Below are 22,239 nucleotides of genomic sequence, written 5' to 3' on the forward strand. Positions count from 1 at the left end.
GCGGTTCCTCTCATTAAATTACGCAAAAAACAGATAGCTTATAGCAATAGCAGTGATAACACCAGCCAGGTCGGCCAGCAACATAGCGCCCACAGTATAGCGTGTATTTTTGATACCTACAGCACCAAAATATACAGCAATAATATAGAAAGTAGTGTCGGCAGAGCCTCTGAATACCGATGCCAGATTGCCTGTAAAAGAGTCGGCTCCATGGGTTTTGAGCGTATCAATCATCATCGCCCTGGCGCCGCTACCGCTAAACGGCTTGAGAATAGCCGTTGGCAGCGCATCTACAATGCGGGCATCTCCTCCAAGGAAAGTAAATCCGGCCTTGATTCCATCCATGATGAAATCAAAGGCTCCACTGTTGCGTAATAGACTAATTGCAACTAGCAGTCCTACTAAATAAGGGATGATTTTGATTGCGGTTTCAAATCCTCCCTTCGCACCATCAACAAAAGCATCGAAAATGGGGGCTTTCTTATAAAGGGCTCCGGCAATAATGAGTAGAAAAATTAGCAGAATAAGCCCGTTACTGAGACTGCTGGAGAATAGTTGTACACCTTTTATATCCAAAGTTCTTACGTATAAAATCAACCCTACAAAAAGGGCAGTAATACCCATTACCCATCCTATTATAACAGGCTGAAATACTTTGATACCTTGCTTAAACGAAACCACAGTAAGTGCAGTTATAGTAGCCACAAAAGTGGCAATCATACAAGGAATAAAGATTTCTGTAGGGAACTGCGACTTCAATGCTACACGGTCTGCGATGATGGTAGTAGGAATCAGGGTCAGTCCTGATGCATGTAAACAAAGAAACATGATTTGAGCATTGGTAGCTCGGTCTTTGTTAGGATTTAACTGCTGCAGACTTTCCATCGATTTAATACCAAAAGGAGTGGCAGCGTTGTCGAGACCTAGCAGATTAGCCGAGAAATTCATTACCATATGCCCCATGGCGGGGTGATCTTTAGGTACATCGGGAAATATTTTTGAAAAAAAAGGTCCTATAATTCTCGACAGAAATCGTATACCCCCAGCCTGTTCGGCTATATTCATAAAACCCAGAAATAGGGCCATAATACCAATAAGATTGATGCAGAGGTTGACTGCATCCTTGGTAGTTTCAAAAACACCATTGGTAGCTTGCAAATCAAATGCTTTGTAGCGTCCGTCTTCAGTAGCTACAATATTATGTCCATCCCATTTAACAATCTGACCGTTTGCGATTTGGTCATGTATATGTTGAGGTAATTGCGAAGGGTCAATATCTTTCACATAAGTTGTATCGCCACTTTTTCCCGTGACCATGTGCGTAAAAATCTGCTTCTGATCGGGTTGGAAGACATAACGTCCTAAGGCTACAGTCAGCGCTATGATAATAAAAGCGCTCCATATTCTGCTTAATACCATAAGCAGTAAAAATAACAAAACTGCAGGTACAAAAATAACTTTTGTGAGGGGGAGATGCCTATTAATAGAAAAATGACCGAAAAACAAACTGTGTGTCGTTGAACTGGCTGCTATCTCCGAATAGGTTGTGATATCAATGTTAGAAATCGTACCTTTGCGAACTTTATTTAAAAACTAAAAATCGTACATAAATAATGGCATTACAGGCAGGTATAGTAGGATTGCCCAATGTTGGGAAATCAACTTTGTTTAATGCAGTGAGCAATAGCGCCAAAGCTCAGGCTAGTAACTATAGGTTCTGTACTATTGAACCTAATGTAGGGTTGGTAGATGTACCGGATGAGAGACTGGATAAACTGGCCGAGCTGGTACAACCATTGCGTACCGTGCCTACACAAATCGAAATCGTAGATATTGCCGGACTGGTAAGAGGTGCCAGTAAGGGGGAAGGTTTGGGAAATAAATTTCTAGCTAATATTCGAGAGGTAGATGCCATTATTCACGTGATTCGTTGTTTTGAGGATGAAAATATCCTACGTGAGGAAGGGCCTATCAATCCGATTGGAGATAAGGAAATTATTGATACAGAGCTGCAGTTAAAGGATCTGGAAAGCGTAGAAAAGCAAATTCAAAAGAAGGAGAAGCAGGCAAAAAGTGATCCTAAAGTTAGAGATGAGGTAGCTGTACTACAACGTTGTAAAGCCCACCTGGAGCAGGGAAAGAGCATTCGCTCATTAGATCTGAGCAAAGAGGAAAAAGCCGTAATTGCCGATTTATTCCTGCTTACTGAAAAACCGGTGCTTTATGTAGCTAATGTGGATGAGCCTTCTATGCATACAGGTAACAAATTCTCTGAGGCGCTTAAAAAGGTGGCCGATGATGAAGGTGCGGAAATGATTGTGATGAATAATTCCATTGAAGCACAGATTGCCGAATTGGAAGATGCAGAAGATAAGGCGATGTTTATGGAAGAGTATCAGATGAAAGAACCCGCACTGAACCGCTTGATTCGCTCTACTTACAAACTGTTAGGACTGAAGACCTATTTTACAGCCGGTGTGCAAGAAGTGCGAGCCTGGACCTTTCACAATGGTTGGAAAGCGCCTCAATGTGCCGGTGTTATACACTCAGACTTTGAAAAAGGATTTATCAAAGCTGAAGTAATATCTTACGAAGATTTTATGCAGTATAAGAGCGAAGCGGCTTGTAGAGAAGCAGGAAAACTGAGGATAGAAGGCAAAGAGTATATAGTGCAGGACGGAGATATTATGCACTTTAGATTTAATGTATGATATCTCGATCTTATAAAGTCAGAAGACTGCATCCACGTAGATCACTATGATCCCTACGGCCGGTAATTTCAAACGAACCGTCTTCATATAAAACGCCCAAATCGTCTGTAGCAATAAAACTACAGGAGTAGATATTGGCCAGATCGATGATATTAATCACGCCGCGTGCTTTTCCGTTAATGGATTGTTTGATCGTTAGTGGATCATCTTCATCTCTTATCAGTATGCGCATCCATGGTGGTGATTTAAAAATACCATTACCTTTAGAATACGCTTGAGACAGGAGCTCGGTCATACCATATTCTGAGTGAATAGGCTGAGGGCCAAAAGCTTTTTGTAAGTAGTCATGTACCTCGTTTCTAATCAGCTCCTTTCTACGACCTTTCATGCCGCCCGTTTCCATAATGGTAGTATATTTCAGGGGCATAGGGAATTGCTCCGCAAAATCCAATAAGGCAAAGGTAACGCCAATAAGCAAGGTGCGTTGTTTATCTGCTTCGAGTTGCCGTATTACGGACGCCAATTGTCCAAAATCATATAAATAAAATCCACTTTTCGGATGGTTGCTTTTTTCTATCAGTTGCTGCACCATATAAACCAGCGACGAATGGCTGCGTTCCAGATAAGAAGGTAGCAAGCCTAGAATGCACCAATCTTTCACATCACCGTAAAATTGCCGAAATCCGTTTAAAAAGCTTCTTTCATAAATGCTTTTATCTTTTATGAAATGTTTACTATTGGTGGTTTCGGTAGTGCCACTGCTTTCGAATACTACTTCTGCATCAAACTGTGTGGTTATTACTCGCTGCGTTTTGAAAAAGCGAATAGGTAAAAAAGGAATGGCATCAGCTGTATGGATATTGGCAACATTTTTACCCAGCGCATCTACATAAGCACGATAGATCTGATTGTTTTCATATTGAAATCTGAATACCTCCAATACCACTTCGTCAAAAGGGCCATCAAAAACCTTTTCTTCCAGATTTTTATGATTGTACATCAGATTTAAATAATTTTGACCAGCAAAAATACTCTAATAATTGTCGTCTCCCTATAAGAACAGCATTTTTGATTTTATTATATTCAGCAATATATTCATAGCCTTATGTGCTGTGGTGATGACAGCATATACTATGCATTTATTCACAGATGAGTTCCCGCCGTTGTCTTTTATAGGCTTTATCTTTTTTTCTACATTAGCGAGTTATAGTATTCACTGGTATTTGACCGATGAAACTGTTGAAGTAACGGATGCGCGTACATCATGGCTGGCAAAATATAAAAATGTACATGCATTGTTTTTTATAATTAGTGCAGTGGGATGTATTTATTTTTTGATGAAGGAGTTGAGTTACATCAAATGGATCCTACCGGCAGTAGTCCTCACTCTCATTTATACTGCACCGAAATTTCCTTTTCGTCCTTTTACTTCTTTGAAAAAATTTATTTTAGCCAAAACCGCTTTGTTGGCATTGATGTGGACCTATGTAACCTCAGCACTGCCGCTTCTTATCACAGAGAGGGAGTGGCAAACAGTTCATACTTTGTTTTTTCTCAATCGTTTTACATTGATTTTTCCAATATGCATTTTGTTTGATATCAGAGATAAAGAATTTGATAAATCTATTGGCATTAAGAGTTTGGTTACGTTACTACCTTTTTCTAAACTGAAAATTATTTTTGATATCATTATCATACTTAATATCATTTTATCAATAGTGCTTTCTTATTATTATCTGGAAGGAACTGTGGATAATTTTATTTTATTGATTCCTACATTCTTAACTTACGTATTGTATCATCGTGCCATAAAAACTAAGAATGATTACTTATTTTATTTTACCTTAGACGGGTTAATGGCGTTCTCGCCAATATTGTATTTTCTTAAAATAATGATGAGAAGTGCAATATTAAGTTAGGTTAAAAAGGAGGGAAAATGAACACTTCGTTTGTCAAAGTAATACATTTTACCAGATTAGTAAAGATACAAGGCAGATTAAGAGAGTTTAACTACAAGAAAAACAATAATGCTGGAGAGTATGTATTTGATGTAGATACGGCTGATGAAAGAGGGAATCGTCTTTTTTTCAGACTGAGTAAGGAAGATAACGAATGGTCATTAACCTCCAATCAACCACTTCCTGAATGGATCGGACAACATAAGGAACAACTGGTAGCAGAACTGGAAGCCGGTTTACAAGAAAACTAATTTAACAAAGCCCTTTACCGAAAACAAAGTAGACACTATTTCTTTATTCTCAAAAGGAAATAGTAACATCCATTTTATTACTATACGTTTCATGCTGTACTTTTTATTAGGAATAATGAGTAAGTTTGAAGCAGTGGTAACGATATTACCATAATGATTATTCGTTATTTCTAAACCTCATTAATGTGTTTGTAATAACTGGAAATTTGGTTGATATAGATCAACGGAAAATATATCCGGCCAAAGTACAGGTTGAAAACGGCAGGATTAGTGCCATTGTTCCCCTTACTGCTTCTGAGCCCCATGCTCCGTTTTTACTTCCGGGTTTTGTGGACAGTCATGTACATATCGAAAGCAGCATGCTCATTCCCTCCGAGTTTGCGCGATTGGCAGTGGTACATGGTACAGTGGCTACTGTAAGCGATCCTCATGAAATAGCCAATGTATGCGGAATGCAGGGAGTGGAGTTCATGATTGAAAATGGCAAGACAGTTCCTTTTAAATTCAACTTTGGTGCCCCTAGCTGTGTGCCGGCTACTACCTTTGAAACCGCAGGTGCCGTATTGGGAGTAAATGAAGTAAAAGCACTACTTCAGAAAGAAGAAATAAGATACTTGAGTGAAATGATGAATTTTCCGGGCGTGCTGAATGGAGATGCCGAAGTGATGCACAAAATAAAAGCTGCTCAAGACTTGGGAAAGCCCATCGATGGTCATGCACCGGGATTAAGAGGTGAGGCGGCTCAGAAGTATATCAGCGCCGGTATCAGTACCGATCATGAATGCTTTACTGCTGAAGAAGCCCTGGATAAGCTATCTGCAGGAATGAAGATTCTGATACGGGAAGGTAGCGCCGCTAAGAATTTTGAAGCACTGATCGATCTGCTACATGAATACCCCGACAAAATCATGTTTTGCAGCGATGATAAACATCCGGATAGTCTTGCTGAAGGGCATATCAATCAGCTTTGTGCACGGGCAGTAGCGAAAGGTATTGATGTATTTCATGTCTTACAGGCAGCTTGTGTCAATCCCGTTCGCCATTACCACCTCGATGTGGGGTTGTTAAAGGAAGGAGATCCGGCTGATTTTGTTTTGATTAAAGACCTTACAAGTTTTGAAGTACTTCAAACGTATATCAACGGAGAGCTGGTGGCAAATAATGGTAAAACATTGATTACATCTCCTCAGGCCACCAGTCTTAATAATTTTAATTGTTCCTTTAAAGCTCCCGAAGATTTTGCTATCCCTTTGTCCGACTCGCAGAAAATTCACGTAATTGAGGCATTGGATGGACAATTAATTACGCATCGTATAGAGGAAACTCCTAAAATACAGGACGGCAATGCAGTGAGCGATATAGATCGTGATATTCTCAAAATTGCTGTGGTGAACCGTTATGCTGAGGCTCCGGTGGCTAGAGCGTTTATTAAAAGTTTTGGTTTAAAAAACGGTGCTATTGCTTCGTCAGTGGCGCATGACAGCCATAATATTGTTGCGGTAGGTACCGACGATGCAAGCATCTGTCGTGCAGTAAATCTTATTATACAGTATAAAGGAGGTGTCAGCGCTGTAACTTCTGGTGCAAAAGTGCAGGAAATGATATTACCTCTTCCGGTGGCCGGATTGATGAGTTTGGACGATGGCTACAAGGTGGCCCAAGCTTATACGGCTATTGATGCCATGGCCAAGGAAATGGGGAGTACCTTAAGCGCTCCCTTTATGACGCTTTCTTTTATGGCCTTGCTGGTAATTCCAGAGCTCAAACTAAGCGATAAAGGGCTATTTGACGGAGTAAAATTCGCCTTTATTTAGTCGGTTGCTATGAGGAAATTGAAAAAATCACCGTCTTTTCACCGCCATTAGTATGTCGTTCACCGATATATTAAGTTTATACACAATAAATGTGTTGTAGCAACAGCAATACGTTGCTATTTTTACCTAAAATTTATAAAAATGAGCGAGAATACATACCGTACTGAAATATATAATAATAATGAGCCGACAGGTCAGCCCCCTGCTCCGGAATTTCGTCCCAGAAGATCAAAAGGCCGTATATGGATTGGCGGTTTTTTGGTAGCCCTTGGTATGATTTTATTATTGAATATGATGGGGGTGCGCATACCCGATTTCATACTCTCCTGGCAGATGTTTCTCATAGCGTTGGGAGCTTTTGTAGGGGCACGTAGAAATTTTGAGGGAGCTGCATGGTTGGTGCTTACCATGATTGGCGTACTTTTTCTTGTAGATGAATATTTTGTCTTCGGCAGATTGCAGAAGTTTATTTTACCCATAGTACTTATAGGTGCCGGGCTATTCTTTATTTTTCGCCCTAGAGGCAACAAGGAATATTTTATATTGGATGAAAACGGAAATCCTGTACCTGGACTGAGCGGTCAGGACTTTCTGGACATTACCTCCGTTTTTGGTGGTACTAAGAAGAAAATTTTTTCCAAGACCTTTCAGGGCGGAGATATGACTAATATTTTCGGGGGTAGTGAAATCGATCTTTCTCAGGCCGATCTTCAAGGAATTGCCGTGCTAGATGTGACCGTATTCTTTGGTGGCGCCACGTTGATCATTCCCTCGCACTGGAATGTAATATCGGAAGCCGTAGCCGTAATGGGAGAGGTGAAGGATAAACGCAAGCGCCTAGCACCTGCACCTTCTGAGAATAGTAAAACATTGATTATAAAAGGCACCGTAATTTTTGGTGGAGTTGATATCAAAAGTTTTTAAACAATATTGCAGCCTGATGCAGCTATTATTAGGTTATTAATTACTTATCCGGATAATTAATGTCTTCTCCTCTTTCAGAAAAAAAAGTCATTATATCTCTTTTGGCGGGTTGGGCCGCGCTTGTAGGAATTCAGGTGTACATTTTAAAAAGACTGGGGTTCCCTACAGGTATCTGCTGGGGAGATAGCCTTATCAGTGTTACGCTACTACTACTGAGCAGCCTACTCGTATTGAATATTATAAAATATTACATGCCTACAGCCTATCAGTTTGTAGGCATTTTGGTATCCTCATTGGTACTATCGCTATTATGGTTGTTTATCTCCAATAGCTTTCTGCGCATTGTATTTAATAATGAAGTGGCTTATTTATCATTTTTGCGCAATTCGCTTATCGTAAGATTTGCTTTTGCCTTTGTGATATTAACCATAGTAGTTACTGCATCCATTTTATGGTATAGCTGGCAGGAGAGACAGAAGGAAGAACAGCGGAAGTTAGATGTAGAAGCGCTTTCGCGCGAAGCAGAACTCTTCAAACTGCGTCAACAGTTGCAGCCTCACTTTTTATTCAATAGTCTTAATTCTATTAATGCACTGATAGGCTTAGATCCTCAGCAAGCCCGAAAGATGGTGCAACAACTTTCCGATTTTCTGCGTGGTACACTTAAGAAAGAAGAATCTCAGATGGTAACACTGGAGGAAGAAATTGGGTATCTGAATTTATATTTGGAAATAGAAAAAGTGCGTTTCGGAAATAGATTGCAAACAGCTATAAACGTGCCAGACGAATGTAAGCAAGCGCTCTTACCCACATTATTGTTGCAGCCAATTGTGGAGAATGCTATTAAATTCGGCTTGTATGATACAACCGGACAGACGCTGATTACTATTGATTGCATGTTGGAGCAGAATTATCTGGTAATTAGTGTTAAAAATCCTTTTGATCCCGAAACGGCCATGCCCAAGAAAGGCACCGGTTTTGGGCTTTCTTCCATACAGCGGCGATTGTACTTGTTGTTTGCAAGAAATGATTTGTTAGTAACTAACGCTCAAGATACTATCTTTGATACTACAGTAAAAATACCCCAAAGCAATGAGTAAAGTAATTATCATAGACGATGAGTTCCTGGCAAGAAGTATGGTTAAGGAATATCTGAAAAAGCATCCCGAATTGGAGGTGGTAGCAGAGTGTGGTGATGGTTTTGAAGGGTTAAAAGCTATACAGGAACATCAGCCAGACCTAATCTTTCTGGACATTCAGATGCCTAAGATTACGGGTTTTGAAATGTTGGAGCTAGTTGAAAATCCTCCTGCTGTAATATTTGCTACAGCATTTGACGAGTACGCCATCAAGGCTTTTGAAGCGCATGCAGTAGATTATCTGCTAAAGCCTTTCGATCAGGAGCGTTTTGACAAGGCCGTAGCAAAGTTTCTGGCACAGCACAAGCCCAATGTAGAAAATACTAAAGAATTGTTGAACGATACTCAGTTGCCCGGCATCAATAGCAGGATTGTGGTGAAGAACGGAAGTAAAATTAAAATCATTCCGGTACAAGAAGTGTTGTATCTCGAAGCCGCAGATGATTTTGTAAAAATATTTACCAAGGAGGGGTATTTTCTGAAAAATAAAACCATGACTTATTTTGAGTCGTTCCTGCCGGCCGATATGTTTGTGCGCTGCCATCGTTCTTACATTGTGAATGTGCAAGAAATTACCCGTATTGATCCTTATGAGAAAGATGGGCATGTAGCCATACTCAAAAGCGGTGCAAAAATCAATGTAAGCCGTAATGGTTATGGCAAACTAAAAGCCGTATTGGGCTTATAAGGATATAAAAAATCAACCATGAAAATCGTAAACACCCTTTACTTTTTTCATGGTTGAAATATATATTATGTATAGTCTTATTTTGCTGATGCAATCAGCGCTAATACGTGTTCGATTCTTTTGACAGTTTCTTCCTTACCTAGAAACTGAGCTATGTCGAAAACGCCCGGTCCGAATTTTCCCCCTACCAGCATAATACGCAGTGGCAACATCACTTCTCCGGGTTTTAAATGATTCGTTGCTGCAATTTCCTTAAAGTTGCGTTCCAGTTCCTGTGCATCCCAAAGCGGTGCCAGTTGGTAATTACGTATCAGTTCGGCAAAGAACAAATTCTTCTCTGCACTCCATTTAGGAAGAATGGCCTGCAGATCGTATTCTTGAGGCTGACGGAAGAAGTAGGCTGCCTGCTCATAAAAGTCAGTAAGCAGTGTGCAGCGGTCCTTTACAAGGTTAATAACTTGTTGCAATAATGTATCGTCAGCAACAGCAATATCCTTGCTTTTCAAAACTTGTTTTACATGGGGCAATAAATGAGATGCATCGGATTTCTTTATCCATTCATGATTGAACCATTTGGCTTTTTCATAATCAAATTTTGCGCCAGCACTATGTATACGATCCATAGAGAACTTGTCGATAAGCTCTTCTAAGGAAAAAATTTCTTGTGCCGATCCGTCGTTCCATCCCAGTAATGCCAGTAGGTTGATGAAAGCCTCGGGTAAAAATCCTTTTTCCTTAAAACCTTCCGTCAGTTCTCCACTACGAGGGTCAGTCCAGTTCATAGCATATACCGGGAAGCCATATTTGGCGCCGTCTCGCTTACTGAGTTTACCTGAAGGACCTAAGATAAGTGGGAAATGTGCCCACTGGGGCATTTTATCCAATCCAAATAAATATTCCCACAGCAAAATATGCACGGGCGCGCTGGGCAGCCATTCCTCCCCTCTAAAAGCGTGTGATATTTCCATCAAATAATCGTCCACTACTACAGCCAAATGATAGGTGGGCATGCCATCGGCCTTTAACAGCACTTTATCATCTACTAAAGAAGTATTAAAGCTTACCTCGCCGCGAATCATATCCGTAAAAGTTACGGTTTCGTTTTCGGGCATTTTAATACGGATAACATAAGGGGTATTGCTATCTATCAGGCGCTGCACTTCTTCTTGAGAAAGGGTAAGTGAGTTGCGCATGCTCATACGTACCTTATGGTCATATTGCGGAGAAGGATTATCCTCAGTTCGGTTCTGTGTGCGCATTTTCTCCAATTCTTCCGGTGTATCAAATGCATAATAAGCATATCCCTGCGCTACCAATTGCTCAGCATATAAGCGGTATTTTTCTTTTCTTTCGCTTTGCCGATAGGGGCCGTAATTACCGCCATGCACTACACTTTCGTCGGGTTGTAAGCCTGTCCATTTCAAACATTCAAATATGTATTCTTCTGCTCCGGGAACGAACCGGGTTTGGTCGGTATCTTCTATACGTAATATGAAGTCGCCTTTATGCTTTTTGGCAAAAAGATAGTTGAACAAAACTGTTCTAACGCCACCAAGATGCAATCCCCCTGTTGGAGAGGGGGCAAAACGTACTCTAACTTTTTTATCGCTCATGGCGCAAATGTACATTGCATTTGTACACAAAAGCGCAAAATAAAAGCCGATTTGTAGAAATCGGCTGCGTATTTGACTATTATCTGACTTTTAGAAAAAGATTACAGTTCGGTAAGGAAAATATCTTTCCAGCGCACTTTAATGCCACCGCCATCATGGATTTGCAAAGCGATAAATCCTCGGCCGGCACCGATTTTAGAATCGGTAAGATCTACCATTTGATGCCCGTTCAACCAAGTAGTGACTCTATCATCCACCACCCGAATCTTCAGGGTATTCCATTTCCCGGGTTTGAGCCATTTTTCATCTTCGGGTTTAGGTTTTGCCAGCCAGCCGCGTCCGTAAGATTCATAAATACCACCTGTATGTTGGTTCAAAGGGGCTACTTCCACCTGCCAGCCGCTGATCTTCACGCCTTCTATGGAAGAGCGAAAAAATACACCACTATTGCCGTTGGCTTCCTGTTTAAATTTTAGGGTGAGTTCAAAGTTTTTAAAGGAAGTGTCGGTAGATAAATATCCGTATTGCTTGTCAGGGCCGCTTTCACACACCAGTTGCCCCTTTTCAACATACCATTTTTCGGTGCCGTGAACGGTCCATCCGTTTAGGTTATATCCGTTGAAAAGCGCAATGGTACGCTGAGCCTGTACGGTAGTCAACGTAAATAAAGCTATCGCAATGAGGAAAAGAATCTTTTTCATTTTATATACTTTGATGTTTTTTCTGTCAGCAAGATAAGAAGTTTCATTTTTAAAAGCATAGGAATTCGAAGGGGATTTTTTAGGGGCAGAATCGGTTTGTTATTCTTTGGCATCTATTGATGGTGTACATTCGCAAAAAATCTTCCATATGATTAATATTTTTTCTGAGGAGGGAGTACAGCAATTTATTGATCGTATTGAAAAACTCACTCCCGAATCGAAACCGTTATGGGGAAAGATGAGCGTGGATCAAATGCTTGCCCATCTGAATGTAGCCTATGAAATGGTATACGAGCCCGAGAAACATCCTAGGCGAAAAGGTCTCACGCGGTGGCTGCTTAAGACCTTTGTGAAAAAACTGGTGGTAGGAGAAAAGCCTTATCCTCGTAATACACGTACTGCTCCTTCCTTTATAATCGCAGATAGAAGAGATTTTCAAAAAGAAAAACAACGTCTTATCGAGAATTTAAAGAGAACGCTGGAATTAGGGCCCGCTTTTTTTGATGGCCGTGAATCGCCATCCTTTGGGCCGCTAACGGTGCAGGAATGGAATAATTTATACTCCAAGCATCTGGATCATCATCTGCAGCAGTTTGGCGTGTGAATAGCTCGAACTATGAAGAATTCATTGTTATGGGGTAGTTATATACATGCTTACACTTCTGTTTGTATTATTATACTGTTGAGTGGTAAGAAAATGCATTATAGCACAGCCTTAGCCGACCATGGGAAGGCGAATGCATACGGTATGTATAAATACTAGTTTATTTTTTCTTCCACAGTTTTCTACGGATAAACTTACCGGCTTTATTGATGACATCCAGTTGTTCGCTAAGGGTTTCGATAAGTTTGCCATCCGCTTGTTGAATATCTTCCATATTAATGCCTGTATCCAGTTGTTTGGGATAAAGAATCAGGTAACTGTGTTTGCTGAAATAATTGGACAGATAATACGGAAGTTTATTGAGTTGTGGAACATAGGAGCTATAGCCCCGACGCGATGAAATGATAATAAACAAATCATTTGCAGTAAGCTCTCGGGTAAATATTAGAAAATCGTCCCACTGATCAAACTTATTATAACCCGGTTGCAAAGAACCGTTATTATGGCGTATCAGGTTTTCAATGGCAGAAAGGGTTGCGTCTGTGCCGTAAAAATTTATTTTCATGCCGGCTTCTTTGGCCATTTCATAAAGTTTGTGCACCCAGTGAACAAATCCCGGCTCTGTTTCGGCATTTGGAGGTATGACCACTACCATTCTCTTTAATGTATTAATCGGCTGCGCAGGTTTGTAGATGTATATCGTTTCATATACACGTTTCAGAATATTTTCGGTGATGTCTCCGAAGAACACTTTTTCATCAGCTCCTTTGTGCAGGCCAATGATTATATCGGTAATGCTTTGTTCTTTGATCGTGTATACAATTCCGTTGCTGATGCTAGAGTCGTAACGTATGAGGGGTGTCATTTTCGTGTCGGAAGCAATGGCATAAGACACAGCTTGATCCAACATTTTTTTGCCTTTCCCCGCAGTGTTCTTAGTTTCTCCTTCTTCGTCTACTATATGAAGACCGTATAACTGAGCTTGACTTTTTTGGGTTTTAAGTAAGATGCCAAAGTCAACCAAAGCATTAATGATTTCCGGATAAGCCATCGATACCAATATTTTTTCGCCGGTATCGCTAGTAGTTTCTGTATTGCCGGCTTCTTCTTGCAAGGCTAGATCTTTGGCCGCTTTTTCAGTGACAAATGAACCAATACCACAACTCACCAAGATCAGCAAGATGGTAGCATTCAGTATATCTTCATTCAATAATCTTATCGGTTCTCCCGTCATGGTTTCCCCGATGATGATATTATAACCCACCAAGATAATGGCTAGGGTGGCTGCCGCATGCGAGGTACTCAGTCCAAAAAGCATTTTCCCTTCCGATGGGGTTAGCTTAAATATTTTTTGTGTAATCCAAGCAGCAAGCTGCTTGGTGATGACCGCCGTAAAAATGATAACAGTGGCAACTTTCAGTGCTCCCCAGCCTTTTACCAACACCTTTACATCCACTAGCATACCCACACTGATCAAAAAGAATGGGATGAAAATGGCATTACCTACGAAATTGATACGATTCATTAAGGCCGAAGTATGGGGAACAAAGCGGTTCAATACCAGCCCCGAAAAGAACGCTCCAATGATGGCTTCAATACCTGCCGCTTCTGCCAGAAACGAAGCCAGAAATACCATCCCCAACACAAAAATGTATTGCGATACACTGTCTTCAAATTCTTTAAAGAACCAACGTATAATAATAGGAAACAGAAACAACACAATACATACAAATATCACCGCCGAAAGCCCCAACTGTACCCAGAATGCAGAAGATACTTGTTCCTTAGCCATTCCTGTTATAGCCGCCAGTATCAATAAGGCACCGGTATCTGTAACCATAGTGCCTCCCACCGCCATGGCTACGGCGCGGTTACGGATTACTCCATATTTACTGGCTATAGGGTAAGCCACCAGCGTGTGCGAAGAAAACATACTGGCTAGCAGCATGGACGATAGCAAACTATAACCCAATATATAATAAGATGCCAAGGTGCCGAATATAAATGGCAATAGGAAGGTGATTAATCCGAATACAAGAATCTTTTTTTTATTTTTTTTGAATTCGGCCAAATCAATTTCCAAACCCGCCAGAAACATAATGTATAGCAACCCTACTGTTCCGAACAATACAATGCTGGTATCACGCCTTAGCAGATTGAGACCGTGAGGGCCCACCAATACACCGGCTATAATGAGCCCAATAATATGGGGAACTTTTATCTTGCTGAATAAAATGGGTGCAAATAGGATAATAAACAACACCAGGGCAAAAATGATAACCGGGTTTGTCAGTGGTAAGGATAGATCCAGCGATGATAGTAATGCTACCATATAATTTTTTTAAGTTCGGAATGCTTCATTAAGTTATTCGTTCGTCTTAATGCGGTCCAACGATAGCGAGTAAGTCGTTTTACAGTTTGGCGCTATAATTTCACGCAACCCGTCCATTTTCCCTTCTTTAAGAATGCGGAGTGTTGCTTCAATTGCAGTAGAGCCGCCTGCAGAGGCGTTATCCACCAATTTTAGGCCACTATAGGTATAAGACCCGCTATAGATTCGGGTAAGATTTTTGCCAGTGTAGGCTTTTACTATAATAATGTTATCATTATCGCTGCGTTCAAATTCCCATTGCTCGATTTTTACATCACCGATGGCCGATCCGTCGCAGGATGTTTCTACACACTGCATTTTTACCTGCCACCTACCTTCGATGGAAGGCCGGTGGATGGCTACGGAATCCAGTTCTTTTTTAGTGCTATCCAGTTTATATTCACGTTCGTCCAGAAGCTTTTCTTTTTCCAGCAACCTTTGTTCCCAAAGCAAAAGCTCCTGTTGTTTTTGGTGCATTTCGGCTTCTTTTTGTTTCAGCAATTGTTGTTGCTCATTCAGTCCGCACGATGTACAGCAGAGCAAAAGCAGGCTGAAAATGGGTAAAAGTAGTTTCATGGTCTTAATTGAATATTTTACGGATAGTATATGAATAGGTTAAATATAAAGCAATTCCATATATCTGCCAGCATATAATGCCGTGAATATAGGATGTTGTGTCGTAAATACTTATAAGTCATTGTTAAATATATATTGATGATGAGGACTGTCGTTCATTAATAATTCCGCTTAGCTGTTTTATTGATATTTATGGTAACTTTGTAGGCTACTAAATTTATCAGTGTTTCGTTGCTGGAAACCTGGAGCGTGACGCATAGATGTGTTTTAAGTTTGAGTTATGAACAATACATGGCCTTCAGATAGTATCAAAGTGAGTGATGCCGCCAGGGCGCGCATTATGCAAATTCTTGCTGTAGATGACAACAAGGATAAAAGTCGTTTTTTGCGCGTCAGTGTAGTGAGCGGGGGCTGTTCCGGGCTAAGCTATAAGCTTGATTTTGACAGCGAAGAAAAACCCAAGGATCTCGTATTTGAAGACAACGGTATTAAAATTGTTACCGATATGAAAAGCTTGTTGTATCTCTTGGGTACAACCTTGGATTTTTCTGAAGGGCTGAATGGAAAGGGTTTCCATTTTCATAATCCCAATGCAACACGCACCTGCGCTTGCGGAGAGAGTTTTTCTGTATAAATAAAATCTTCAAATTATTCTTCCTGCATATACATGACACCCGATCAGATCTCTTATCTAGTTTTTTTCATTGTCATCATTATTGCCTTAATATTTGATCTGGGGCTATTCAGCAAAAAAAACACCGTCATTACTATTAGAACAGCATTGTGGCAATCTGTCTTCTGGTTGGTACTGGGTTTGGGGTTTTGTGTTTTTCTGCTTTATGAGGAAGATCAGACGGTTGCCTTGGAGTATCTGAGTGCCTATCTAATGGAGAAAAGCCTCAGTATTGATAATATTTTTGTCTTTATTCTCATTTTTAATTCTTTTAAGGTAAAAGAGATCTATTATGGACAGGTGCTGTTATTTGGTGTGCTGATGGCCATTATTTTCAGAATTATTTTTATAACGCTTGGCGTGGAGTTGGTGAGTCGCTTTCATTGGATATTGTATTTGTTTGGGGCATTCCTACTCTATACAGGTATTAAAATGTTCATCACGGATGAGGAGGAGGAAATGGACCCACACAATCATTCTGCATACAAATGGATGAAAAAAGCATTACCTCTAGTTCCTCATGATGGAGGAGGCCGATATATCATCCGTGAGAATGGTAAAAAGAAATACACCTTACTTTTTGTAGTGGTAATGATGCTTGCCATAATAGACCTGGTTTTTGCAGTGGATTCTATTCCGGCTGTAATGGGAATTTCTACGCATAAAATGGTAGTATATACCTCCAATATTTTTGCTGTATTGGGATTAAGAGCCTTGTTCTTTTTGTTGAAAGGAGCTGCTACACGATTTGATTATCTACAGCAGGGAATTGCTATAGTGCTGGTCTTTATAGGCCTGAAAATGTTAGGGGAACACTGGATTTCTCAATGGTTTACTAAATTTGAGCAGGTGCTGATTTCGCTGGTGGTGATTGTGGTGTGTATTACAGGCAGTATGGTTTATTCCATTTATGATAAACGTAAGCAGGTGCCTGAAAATACCGGAGATAGTAATTAAGTAAGCATGTACGCATTACCCCAAATAGCTAAGCTTTTAAAATTATCCCTACACGATATACCGGATGTGATGATTGATACATTGCTTACCGATAGTCGTAAGCTCGTACATCCCGATTCATCATTGTTTTTTGCCTTAAGTGGTTCGCGACGCGATGGACATGCATTTATACCCGAATTATATAAAAAGGGGGTGCGGTACTTTGTGGTATCGGAGCCGTTCTCTAAAAAAAACTTTCCTAAGGCTGTATTTTTAAAAGTATCGAATGTACTGGAGGCCTTGCAAACTATCGCGGCCTATCATCGGCAGCAGTTTCAATGGGAGGTAATCGGCGTAACAGGAAGCAATGGTAAGACCATTGTAAAGGAATGGCTGTATCAATTATTACAACATCATTATAATATTGTAAGAAGTCCTAAAAGTTATAACTCTCAGATAGGCGTTCCGCTAAGTGTGTGGCAGATGGAACCACATAACAATTTGGCAATCTTTGAGGCTGGTATCAGTTGCCGTGGCGAGATGGAACGACTTTATCGCATTATCAGGCCTACAATAGGGGTCCTTACCAATATTGGTGCAGCGCATAGTGAAGGATTTGAAAGCAATGCAGAAAAATTGGAAGAAAAGCTGGAGTTATTTAAGACAGCAAAAATTATAATTGCTAATGCAGACGATCGTTTGATAAGAGATACGATAGTCAAAAAACAACTGCCTGCGTTTTTCTGGGGAAAACATCGCGATAGTCAATTGCGTATTGCAAGTATAAAAAATGATAAGTCTGATACCACCATACGGTTGCGATACGAAAAGCAGCGTTTCGAAATAACCATTCCTTTTACTGATAATGCTTCTATCGAAAATGCCCTTACTGCCTGTGCCGTGTTGTTGTGCTTGAAAATCGATATTGCGGATATTCAGTCCGGCATGCGCCATTTACAGCCGGTAAATATGCGTTTAGAGTTTAAAAAGGGGATCAACAACTGTATTATCATTAACGATAGTTATAGCGCCGATACAGATTCTCTTTCTATAGCACTCGACTTTTTGCAACAACAATCGCGGGGATTTAATAAAATTGCTATTCTATCCGATTTTCTGCAGACCGGCAAAAATGTGGAAGAGGTTTATTGTACCATTTTAAGTCAGATAGAAAAGCATAAGATAAAAAGATTGATTGGCATTGGTCCACAAATGCAGACTTGGTTGCCCAGGCTTATCGGTGAAAAGAAGTCGTCACTAACTGATTTTTCCACATACGCATCTACGAAGGAGTTTCTTCGTCATATACATACGCTTCATTTCAAGGATGAGGCTATATTGGTAAAAGGAGCGCGTATCTTCGAATTTGAAGAGATTGTAGCCCAACTGGAGCAGAAATTGCATCAAACTATTTTAGAGATAAATCTAAATGCAATTGCTCATAATTTCAGAATATATCAAGAAATATTGAAGCCCACCACTAAGATGATGGTAATGGTAAAAGCATTTGCGTATGGAAGTGGTGGTACGGAAATAGCAAGTCTACTGCAATACCATAAAGCCGATTATTTGGGTGTAGCTTATGCTGATGAAGGTGTTGAACTACGTAAGGCCGGCATCACCTTACCGATAATGGTGCTCAACCCAGAAGAAAGTGCTTTCGACTCTATTACCGAATATAATCTGGAGCCCGATATTTTTTCTTTTACCATGCTGGAAGCGTTCGAGAGGCATGTACAAAAAATTGGTGTAAAAAATTATCCGATACATATTGAGGTGGAAACCGGCATGAACCGTTTAGGTTTTGATACGGCCGATGTTCCCCTACTGGCACAACGTTTGAAAAATAATCCTTATTTGCATATTCAGTCTGTATTTTCTCATCTGGCAGCGAGCGAGGATAAAGTGGAAGATGCTTTTACGCTGCAGCAGTATGAAAAGCTGATGACTGCATCAGAGACCATAAAGGAGTGGGTGGGTTACTCGTTTCTACGCCATATTGCCAACTCATCGGCCATTGCCCGTTTCCCGAAATTGCAATTGGATATGGTGCGGTTAGGTATAGGCCTATACGGTATCGGCGATAAAAGAATCCGTAAAAAATTACAGCCTGCGTTGACACTGCGTTCTACCATTGCTCAGGTTAAACAGCTGAAAAAAGGCGATACGGTGAGTTATAACCGACGTGGTGTAATTAAGAAAGATACAGTGATCGCTACGGTACGTATCGGTTATGCCGATGGTTATTATCGGCGTTTGGGTAATGGGGTAGGATATATGCTGGTTAAGAATAAAAAGGCTCCCGTAGTAGGTACCGTTTGTATGGATATGGTCATGATTGATATTACTCACATCAAAGGTGTGAAGGAGGGGGATGATGTGATTGTGTTCGGTAATGGACTTCCCCTTGAAGAGCTTGCAGAAAGAATGGATACAATTCCTTATGAAATCATGACGGGCATTTCGCAACGGGTAAAACGTGTATATTGGAGCGAATAAACCGTAAATTTTAACCGAAAAATATAAAAATTAAGGGCATCTTTGCGAGACTATGAAGGTAGGAAAGTTAAGTACGTGTATACTCATAATTATATTGGTGCTAATTGTGGATCAGGCATCTAAGATCTACATTAAAACCCACTTCCCCATAGGCGAAGTTACTCGCATTTTTGGCTGGAGCTGGGCCCGCATTCATTTTATCGAAAATAGCGGTATGGCTTGGGGATGGAAGTTTGGTCATGATGGCGGAAAAATTGCTTTAACGCTATTTAGATTGGCTGCCGTAATTTTCGGTAGTTGGCTACTGGTTAAGTTTGCCCGAGAGAAATATTCAAGAGGTTTCATGATCTGTGTATCGTTGATTTATGCTGGTGCACTGGGAAACCTTATCGACAGCATGTTTTACGGGATGATATTTGATAAAGGGTATCATTACGATCCTGTAATTGGGGATTACGTAGATCAGTATTATTCTGGGGTGGCCACGCTGGGTAGTAAGGGATATTCATCCTTCCTGCGTGGAAGTGTAGTGGATATGTTGTATTTCCCCATTATTAGTACTACCTATCCTGAATGGATTCCATGGCTAGGGGGCAAACACTTCGAATTTTTTAGTCCTATATTTAATGTGGCTGATGTGGCGATCTCTACCGGTGTCATCACCTTACTTGTTTTTCAAAAGAAGTTTTATAGAAAAGCAGGGGAGCAGCAGGAGCCATCTCAACCTGAGACGTACAAAGCTGATATCTCCTGATTAAAACAAGTCTTATCGAAACATACTCCGCGGACCTATGGTGTTTTAAAGGCCGCCATGTAATATTTCGAAGTATGAGGCGGTTAATACATTACATAAAGAGCCGTTGTGCTCATCATAAACTATTCATCACAATTAACTACCAATAAGAATCAGCCTTATTCGGGAGGACAGTTTTCACAGCTTTTTGTCAAGAGAAGAGAAATTATTGCGCTCTGCGCCTTATTTCATTTCTTCTGAAACGTTCATAGATCGCTTTTCCCATGGCTTCGTCCAAGGGAGCACTTTTTTTAAGTGCCGAAATAAAGTAGCTGACTTCCGACTCAGATGCAGGACAGCCAGTGTTGTTCCCCTCGGGTGTCAACGCTGTGGCCAGTACATTTCCGGCGGGATCATAAATAATCCAGAAGGGAATACCTGTTTTACCACCAGAGTGTTTTAGCATAAGCGCTTCTGCACCGGGATTTTCAAGATGTTTTTTGTCTTGTGATTCGAATACGGTCAGATGTTCTATTACATAATTATCCTGAAAAAACTTTCTGCAGGTGGTATCATTCATGGAAGCATCCATTTTTCGGCACCATCCGCACCAAGATGCATGAAAAATTATGAACACATTCTTTTTTTCTGCTTTAGCTTTGCTAAATGTTTCTGATAAAACCGTCTGAGCGGAAGGAGGTGTTTGTTGTGCGTCAGCTTTAATCATTACGGTGCTGATCAATAATAAGAAGAACAGTTTTTTAATCATAGTTGTTATTTATAAAAGCACGCATCTTTTTTACAATGCTTTGGGATACGAATAACAGCAAAAATATTAAGTAAAATGACCAAACTCTCGGTAAATATAAACAAAATCGCTACGCTCAGAAATTCCCGCGGCGGAAACAATCCCAACGTAGTTAAAATGGCTATTGATGCTGAACGCTTTGGAGCGGATGGGATTACGGTGCATCCTCGGCCTGATGAGCGCCATATTCGTTATGCCGATGTACGGGAGCTGAAAAAAGTGCTAACTACTGAATTTAATATCGAAGGCAACTGTCGGGAGCAGAAGTTTATTGATCTAGTCTTGGAGGTGAAGCCTCACCAGGTTACTCTAGTACCGGATGCGTTAAATCAGCTCACTTCCGATCATGGTTGGGATACCATTACACATAAACAATATCTTAGGGATACCATTCGTATTTTTAAAGATGCGGGCATTAGGGTTTCTATTTTTGTAGATCCAGACATTAGAATGGTGGAAGGAGCTGCGGAAACCGGTACCGATAGGATTGAATTGTATACAGAAGGTTATGCCCGGCATTATGCTGCCAATCGCGAGAAAGCTATTGCTCCTTATCTCGAAGCGGCGAAAAAGGCTAAAGCATTAGGGTTGGGACTGAACGCCGGCCATGATTTGGATCTTACGAATCTTCGTTATCTGGCACAGCAAATACCTTGGTTGGATGAGGTGAGCATAGGACATGCATTAATCTGTGATGCATTGTATTATGGATTTGAGAATACCATTCAGCTTTATAAAAGACAGTTAAACGTGTCGGGATCCTAAGATGGAGGAGGCATAGCTGGTTCTGCACGTTTCCTATGTGCTCACAACCTTTGAGCCCTAATTATCGTCAAATAAAGGGAGGATAATATATAAGATGCGATACATTTTTGGAGTACTATTGTGTTTGTTTTCATTAGCTGTTCAAGGGCAGAAGATAGAGAGTATTCATTTTCACTTATACACCGACAGCCTAAAAAAAGGAACGCATAATTATATCAATGTGGATGCTAAAATGACTGACGGTAGTTGGCGTCCGCTTACTTCTCGCGATATTCTCTTTAAATCAGACTATGGTACTTTCGAGGGTAATAATTTGATCTTGCCCGAATCGCCTGCTGTAAAAAAAGTGACGGTTACTGCTACACTTCGGTCCGATACCTTGCAAACCAAACAGGTAACTATCTGGATCAAGCAACAACCCGACCCTCCGCTTCCTGTATATGATAAAAATACCGATATGCGTCGTCGTAGGTAA

General features: G+C 40.6%; 22 protein-coding genes. 15 read left to right on the plus strand and 7 right to left on the minus strand.

Translation table 11 applies throughout. The features are described 5' to 3' along the window. Window positions 1–18: 18 nt before the first annotated feature. Complete coding sequence (locus V2H41_RS01170) at window positions 19–1,419, minus strand: nucleoside recognition domain-containing protein (protein WP_330973278.1); 1,401 nt, start codon at window positions 1,417–1,419, stop codon at window positions 19–21. A 194-nt stretch (window positions 1,420–1,613) separates the two neighbouring features. Between V2H41_RS01170 and ychF the strand changes: the two genes are divergently transcribed. Then, the gene (ychF, locus tag V2H41_RS01175; RefSeq protein ID WP_330973279.1) at window positions 1,614–2,711 is read left to right on the plus strand and encodes a redox-regulated ATPase YchF; all 1,098 of its coding nucleotides are present in this window, start codon (window positions 1,614–1,616) and stop codon (window positions 2,709–2,711) included. Between the two features lie 10 nt (window positions 2,712–2,721). Here the strand turns inward: ychF and V2H41_RS01180 are convergent, their stop codons facing one another. Then, a complete protein-coding gene (locus tag V2H41_RS01180) occupies window positions 2,722–3,711 on the minus strand; it encodes a long-chain-fatty-acid--protein ligase (protein ID WP_330973280.1) in 990 nt (329 codons plus the stop codon). A gap of 118 nt (window positions 3,712–3,829) precedes the next feature. Here V2H41_RS01180 and V2H41_RS01185 point away from each other — a divergent pair, with 118 nt between their 5' ends. From V2H41_RS01185 to V2H41_RS01210, 6 genes are all read left to right on the plus strand, one after another. Further along, a complete protein-coding gene (locus tag V2H41_RS01185) occupies window positions 3,830–4,630 on the plus strand; it encodes a UbiA family prenyltransferase (RefSeq protein WP_330973281.1) in 801 nt (266 codons plus the stop codon). A gap of 17 nt (window positions 4,631–4,647) precedes the next feature. Next, window positions 4,648–4,920 (plus strand): hypothetical protein, encoded by a 273-nt coding sequence (locus V2H41_RS01190; RefSeq protein ID WP_330973282.1) that lies wholly within the window; start codon window positions 4,648–4,650, stop codon window positions 4,918–4,920. Window positions 4,921–5,105: 185 nt separating this feature from the next. Continuing rightward, window positions 5,106–6,734, plus strand: coding sequence for an adenine deaminase (gene ade, locus V2H41_RS01195; protein WP_330973283.1), 1,629 nt, complete (start codon window positions 5,106–5,108; stop codon window positions 6,732–6,734). Window positions 6,735–6,875: 141 nt separating this feature from the next. Continuing rightward, entirely contained in the window at window positions 6,876–7,658 is a 783-nt protein-coding gene (locus tag V2H41_RS01200) for a LiaF transmembrane domain-containing protein (protein WP_330973284.1), read from the plus strand. A gap of 59 nt (window positions 7,659–7,717) precedes the next feature. Continuing rightward, a complete protein-coding gene (locus V2H41_RS01205) occupies window positions 7,718–8,758 on the plus strand; it encodes a sensor histidine kinase (RefSeq protein WP_330973285.1) in 1,041 nt (346 codons plus the stop codon). Then, the gene (locus V2H41_RS01210) at window positions 8,751–9,485 is read left to right on the plus strand and encodes a LytR/AlgR family response regulator transcription factor (protein ID WP_330973286.1); all 735 of its coding nucleotides are present in this window, start codon (window positions 8,751–8,753) and stop codon (window positions 9,483–9,485) included. The genes V2H41_RS01205 and V2H41_RS01210 overlap by 8 nt, the downstream gene beginning before the upstream one ends. 77 nt (window positions 9,486–9,562) lie before the next feature. Here the strand turns inward: V2H41_RS01210 and gltX are convergent, their stop codons facing one another. Next, the gene (gene gltX / locus V2H41_RS01215; RefSeq protein WP_330973287.1) at window positions 9,563–11,098 is read right to left on the minus strand and encodes a glutamate--tRNA ligase; all 1,536 of its coding nucleotides are present in this window, start codon (window positions 11,096–11,098) and stop codon (window positions 9,563–9,565) included. Between the two features lie 101 nt (window positions 11,099–11,199). Continuing rightward, on the minus strand, window positions 11,200–11,799 hold the full coding sequence (locus V2H41_RS01220) for a 3-keto-disaccharide hydrolase (RefSeq protein ID WP_330973288.1): 600 nt from the start codon (window positions 11,797–11,799) through the stop codon (window positions 11,200–11,202). 148 nt (window positions 11,800–11,947) lie between these two features. Here V2H41_RS01220 and V2H41_RS01225 point away from each other — a divergent pair, with 148 nt between their 5' ends. Together V2H41_RS01225 and V2H41_RS01230 are read left to right on the plus strand one after the other, a co-directional pair. Further along, window positions 11,948–12,403 (plus strand): DUF1569 domain-containing protein, encoded by a 456-nt coding sequence (locus V2H41_RS01225; RefSeq protein WP_330973289.1) that lies wholly within the window; start codon window positions 11,948–11,950, stop codon window positions 12,401–12,403. A gap of 12 nt (window positions 12,404–12,415) precedes the next feature. Beyond that, window positions 12,416–12,562, plus strand: a complete 147-nt coding sequence (locus tag V2H41_RS01230; protein WP_330973290.1) for a hypothetical protein — start codon at window positions 12,416–12,418, stop codon at window positions 12,560–12,562. Between the two features lies 1 nt (window position 12,563). Here V2H41_RS01230 and V2H41_RS01235 read toward each other — a convergent pair whose 3' ends face one another. After that, window positions 12,564–14,735, minus strand: coding sequence for a cation:proton antiporter (locus V2H41_RS01235; protein WP_330973291.1), 2,172 nt, complete (start codon window positions 14,733–14,735; stop codon window positions 12,564–12,566). A 33-nt stretch (window positions 14,736–14,768) separates the two neighbouring features. Continuing rightward, the gene (locus tag V2H41_RS01240) at window positions 14,769–15,350 is read right to left on the minus strand and encodes a hypothetical protein (RefSeq protein WP_330973292.1); all 582 of its coding nucleotides are present in this window, start codon (window positions 15,348–15,350) and stop codon (window positions 14,769–14,771) included. Window positions 15,351–15,630: 280 nt separating this feature from the next. Here V2H41_RS01240 and V2H41_RS01245 point away from each other — a divergent pair, with 280 nt between their 5' ends. The 4 genes from V2H41_RS01245 to V2H41_RS01260 are packed head-to-tail and all read left to right on the plus strand — an operon-like array spanning window position 15,631 to window position 20,212. Next, window positions 15,631–15,984 (plus strand): HesB/IscA family protein, encoded by a 354-nt coding sequence (locus tag V2H41_RS01245; protein ID WP_330973293.1) that lies wholly within the window; start codon window positions 15,631–15,633, stop codon window positions 15,982–15,984. Between the two features lie 33 nt (window positions 15,985–16,017). Continuing rightward, window positions 16,018–16,980: a TerC/Alx family metal homeostasis membrane protein gene (locus V2H41_RS01250; RefSeq protein ID WP_330973294.1), complete on the plus strand. Its 963-nt coding sequence runs from the start codon at window positions 16,018–16,020 to the stop codon at window positions 16,978–16,980. Between the two features lie 6 nt (window positions 16,981–16,986). Next, the gene (locus V2H41_RS01255) at window positions 16,987–19,458 is read left to right on the plus strand and encodes a bifunctional UDP-N-acetylmuramoyl-tripeptide:D-alanyl-D-alanine ligase/alanine racemase (RefSeq protein ID WP_330973295.1); all 2,472 of its coding nucleotides are present in this window, start codon (window positions 16,987–16,989) and stop codon (window positions 19,456–19,458) included. Between the two features lie 52 nt (window positions 19,459–19,510). Continuing rightward, on the plus strand, window positions 19,511–20,212 hold the full coding sequence (locus V2H41_RS01260) for a lipoprotein signal peptidase (protein ID WP_330973296.1): 702 nt from the start codon (window positions 19,511–19,513) through the stop codon (window positions 20,210–20,212). Window positions 20,213–20,417: 205 nt separating this feature from the next. Here V2H41_RS01260 and V2H41_RS01265 read toward each other — a convergent pair whose 3' ends face one another. After that, window positions 20,418–20,960, minus strand: a complete 543-nt coding sequence (locus tag V2H41_RS01265; RefSeq protein ID WP_330973297.1) for a thioredoxin family protein — start codon at window positions 20,958–20,960, stop codon at window positions 20,418–20,420. A 75-nt stretch (window positions 20,961–21,035) separates the two neighbouring features. Here V2H41_RS01265 and V2H41_RS01270 point away from each other — a divergent pair, with 75 nt between their 5' ends. Together V2H41_RS01270 and V2H41_RS01275 are read left to right on the plus strand one after the other, a co-directional pair. Then, window positions 21,036–21,764, plus strand: a complete 729-nt coding sequence (locus tag V2H41_RS01270) for a pyridoxine 5'-phosphate synthase (protein ID WP_330973298.1) — start codon at window positions 21,036–21,038, stop codon at window positions 21,762–21,764. 94 nt (window positions 21,765–21,858) lie between these two features. Next, a complete protein-coding gene (locus V2H41_RS01275) occupies window positions 21,859–22,239 on the plus strand; it encodes a hypothetical protein (protein WP_330973299.1) in 381 nt (126 codons plus the stop codon).

Source organism: Niabella digestorum (assembly GCF_036409055.1).
Taxonomy (GTDB): domain Bacteria; phylum Bacteroidota; class Bacteroidia; order Chitinophagales; family Chitinophagaceae; genus Niabella; species Niabella composti.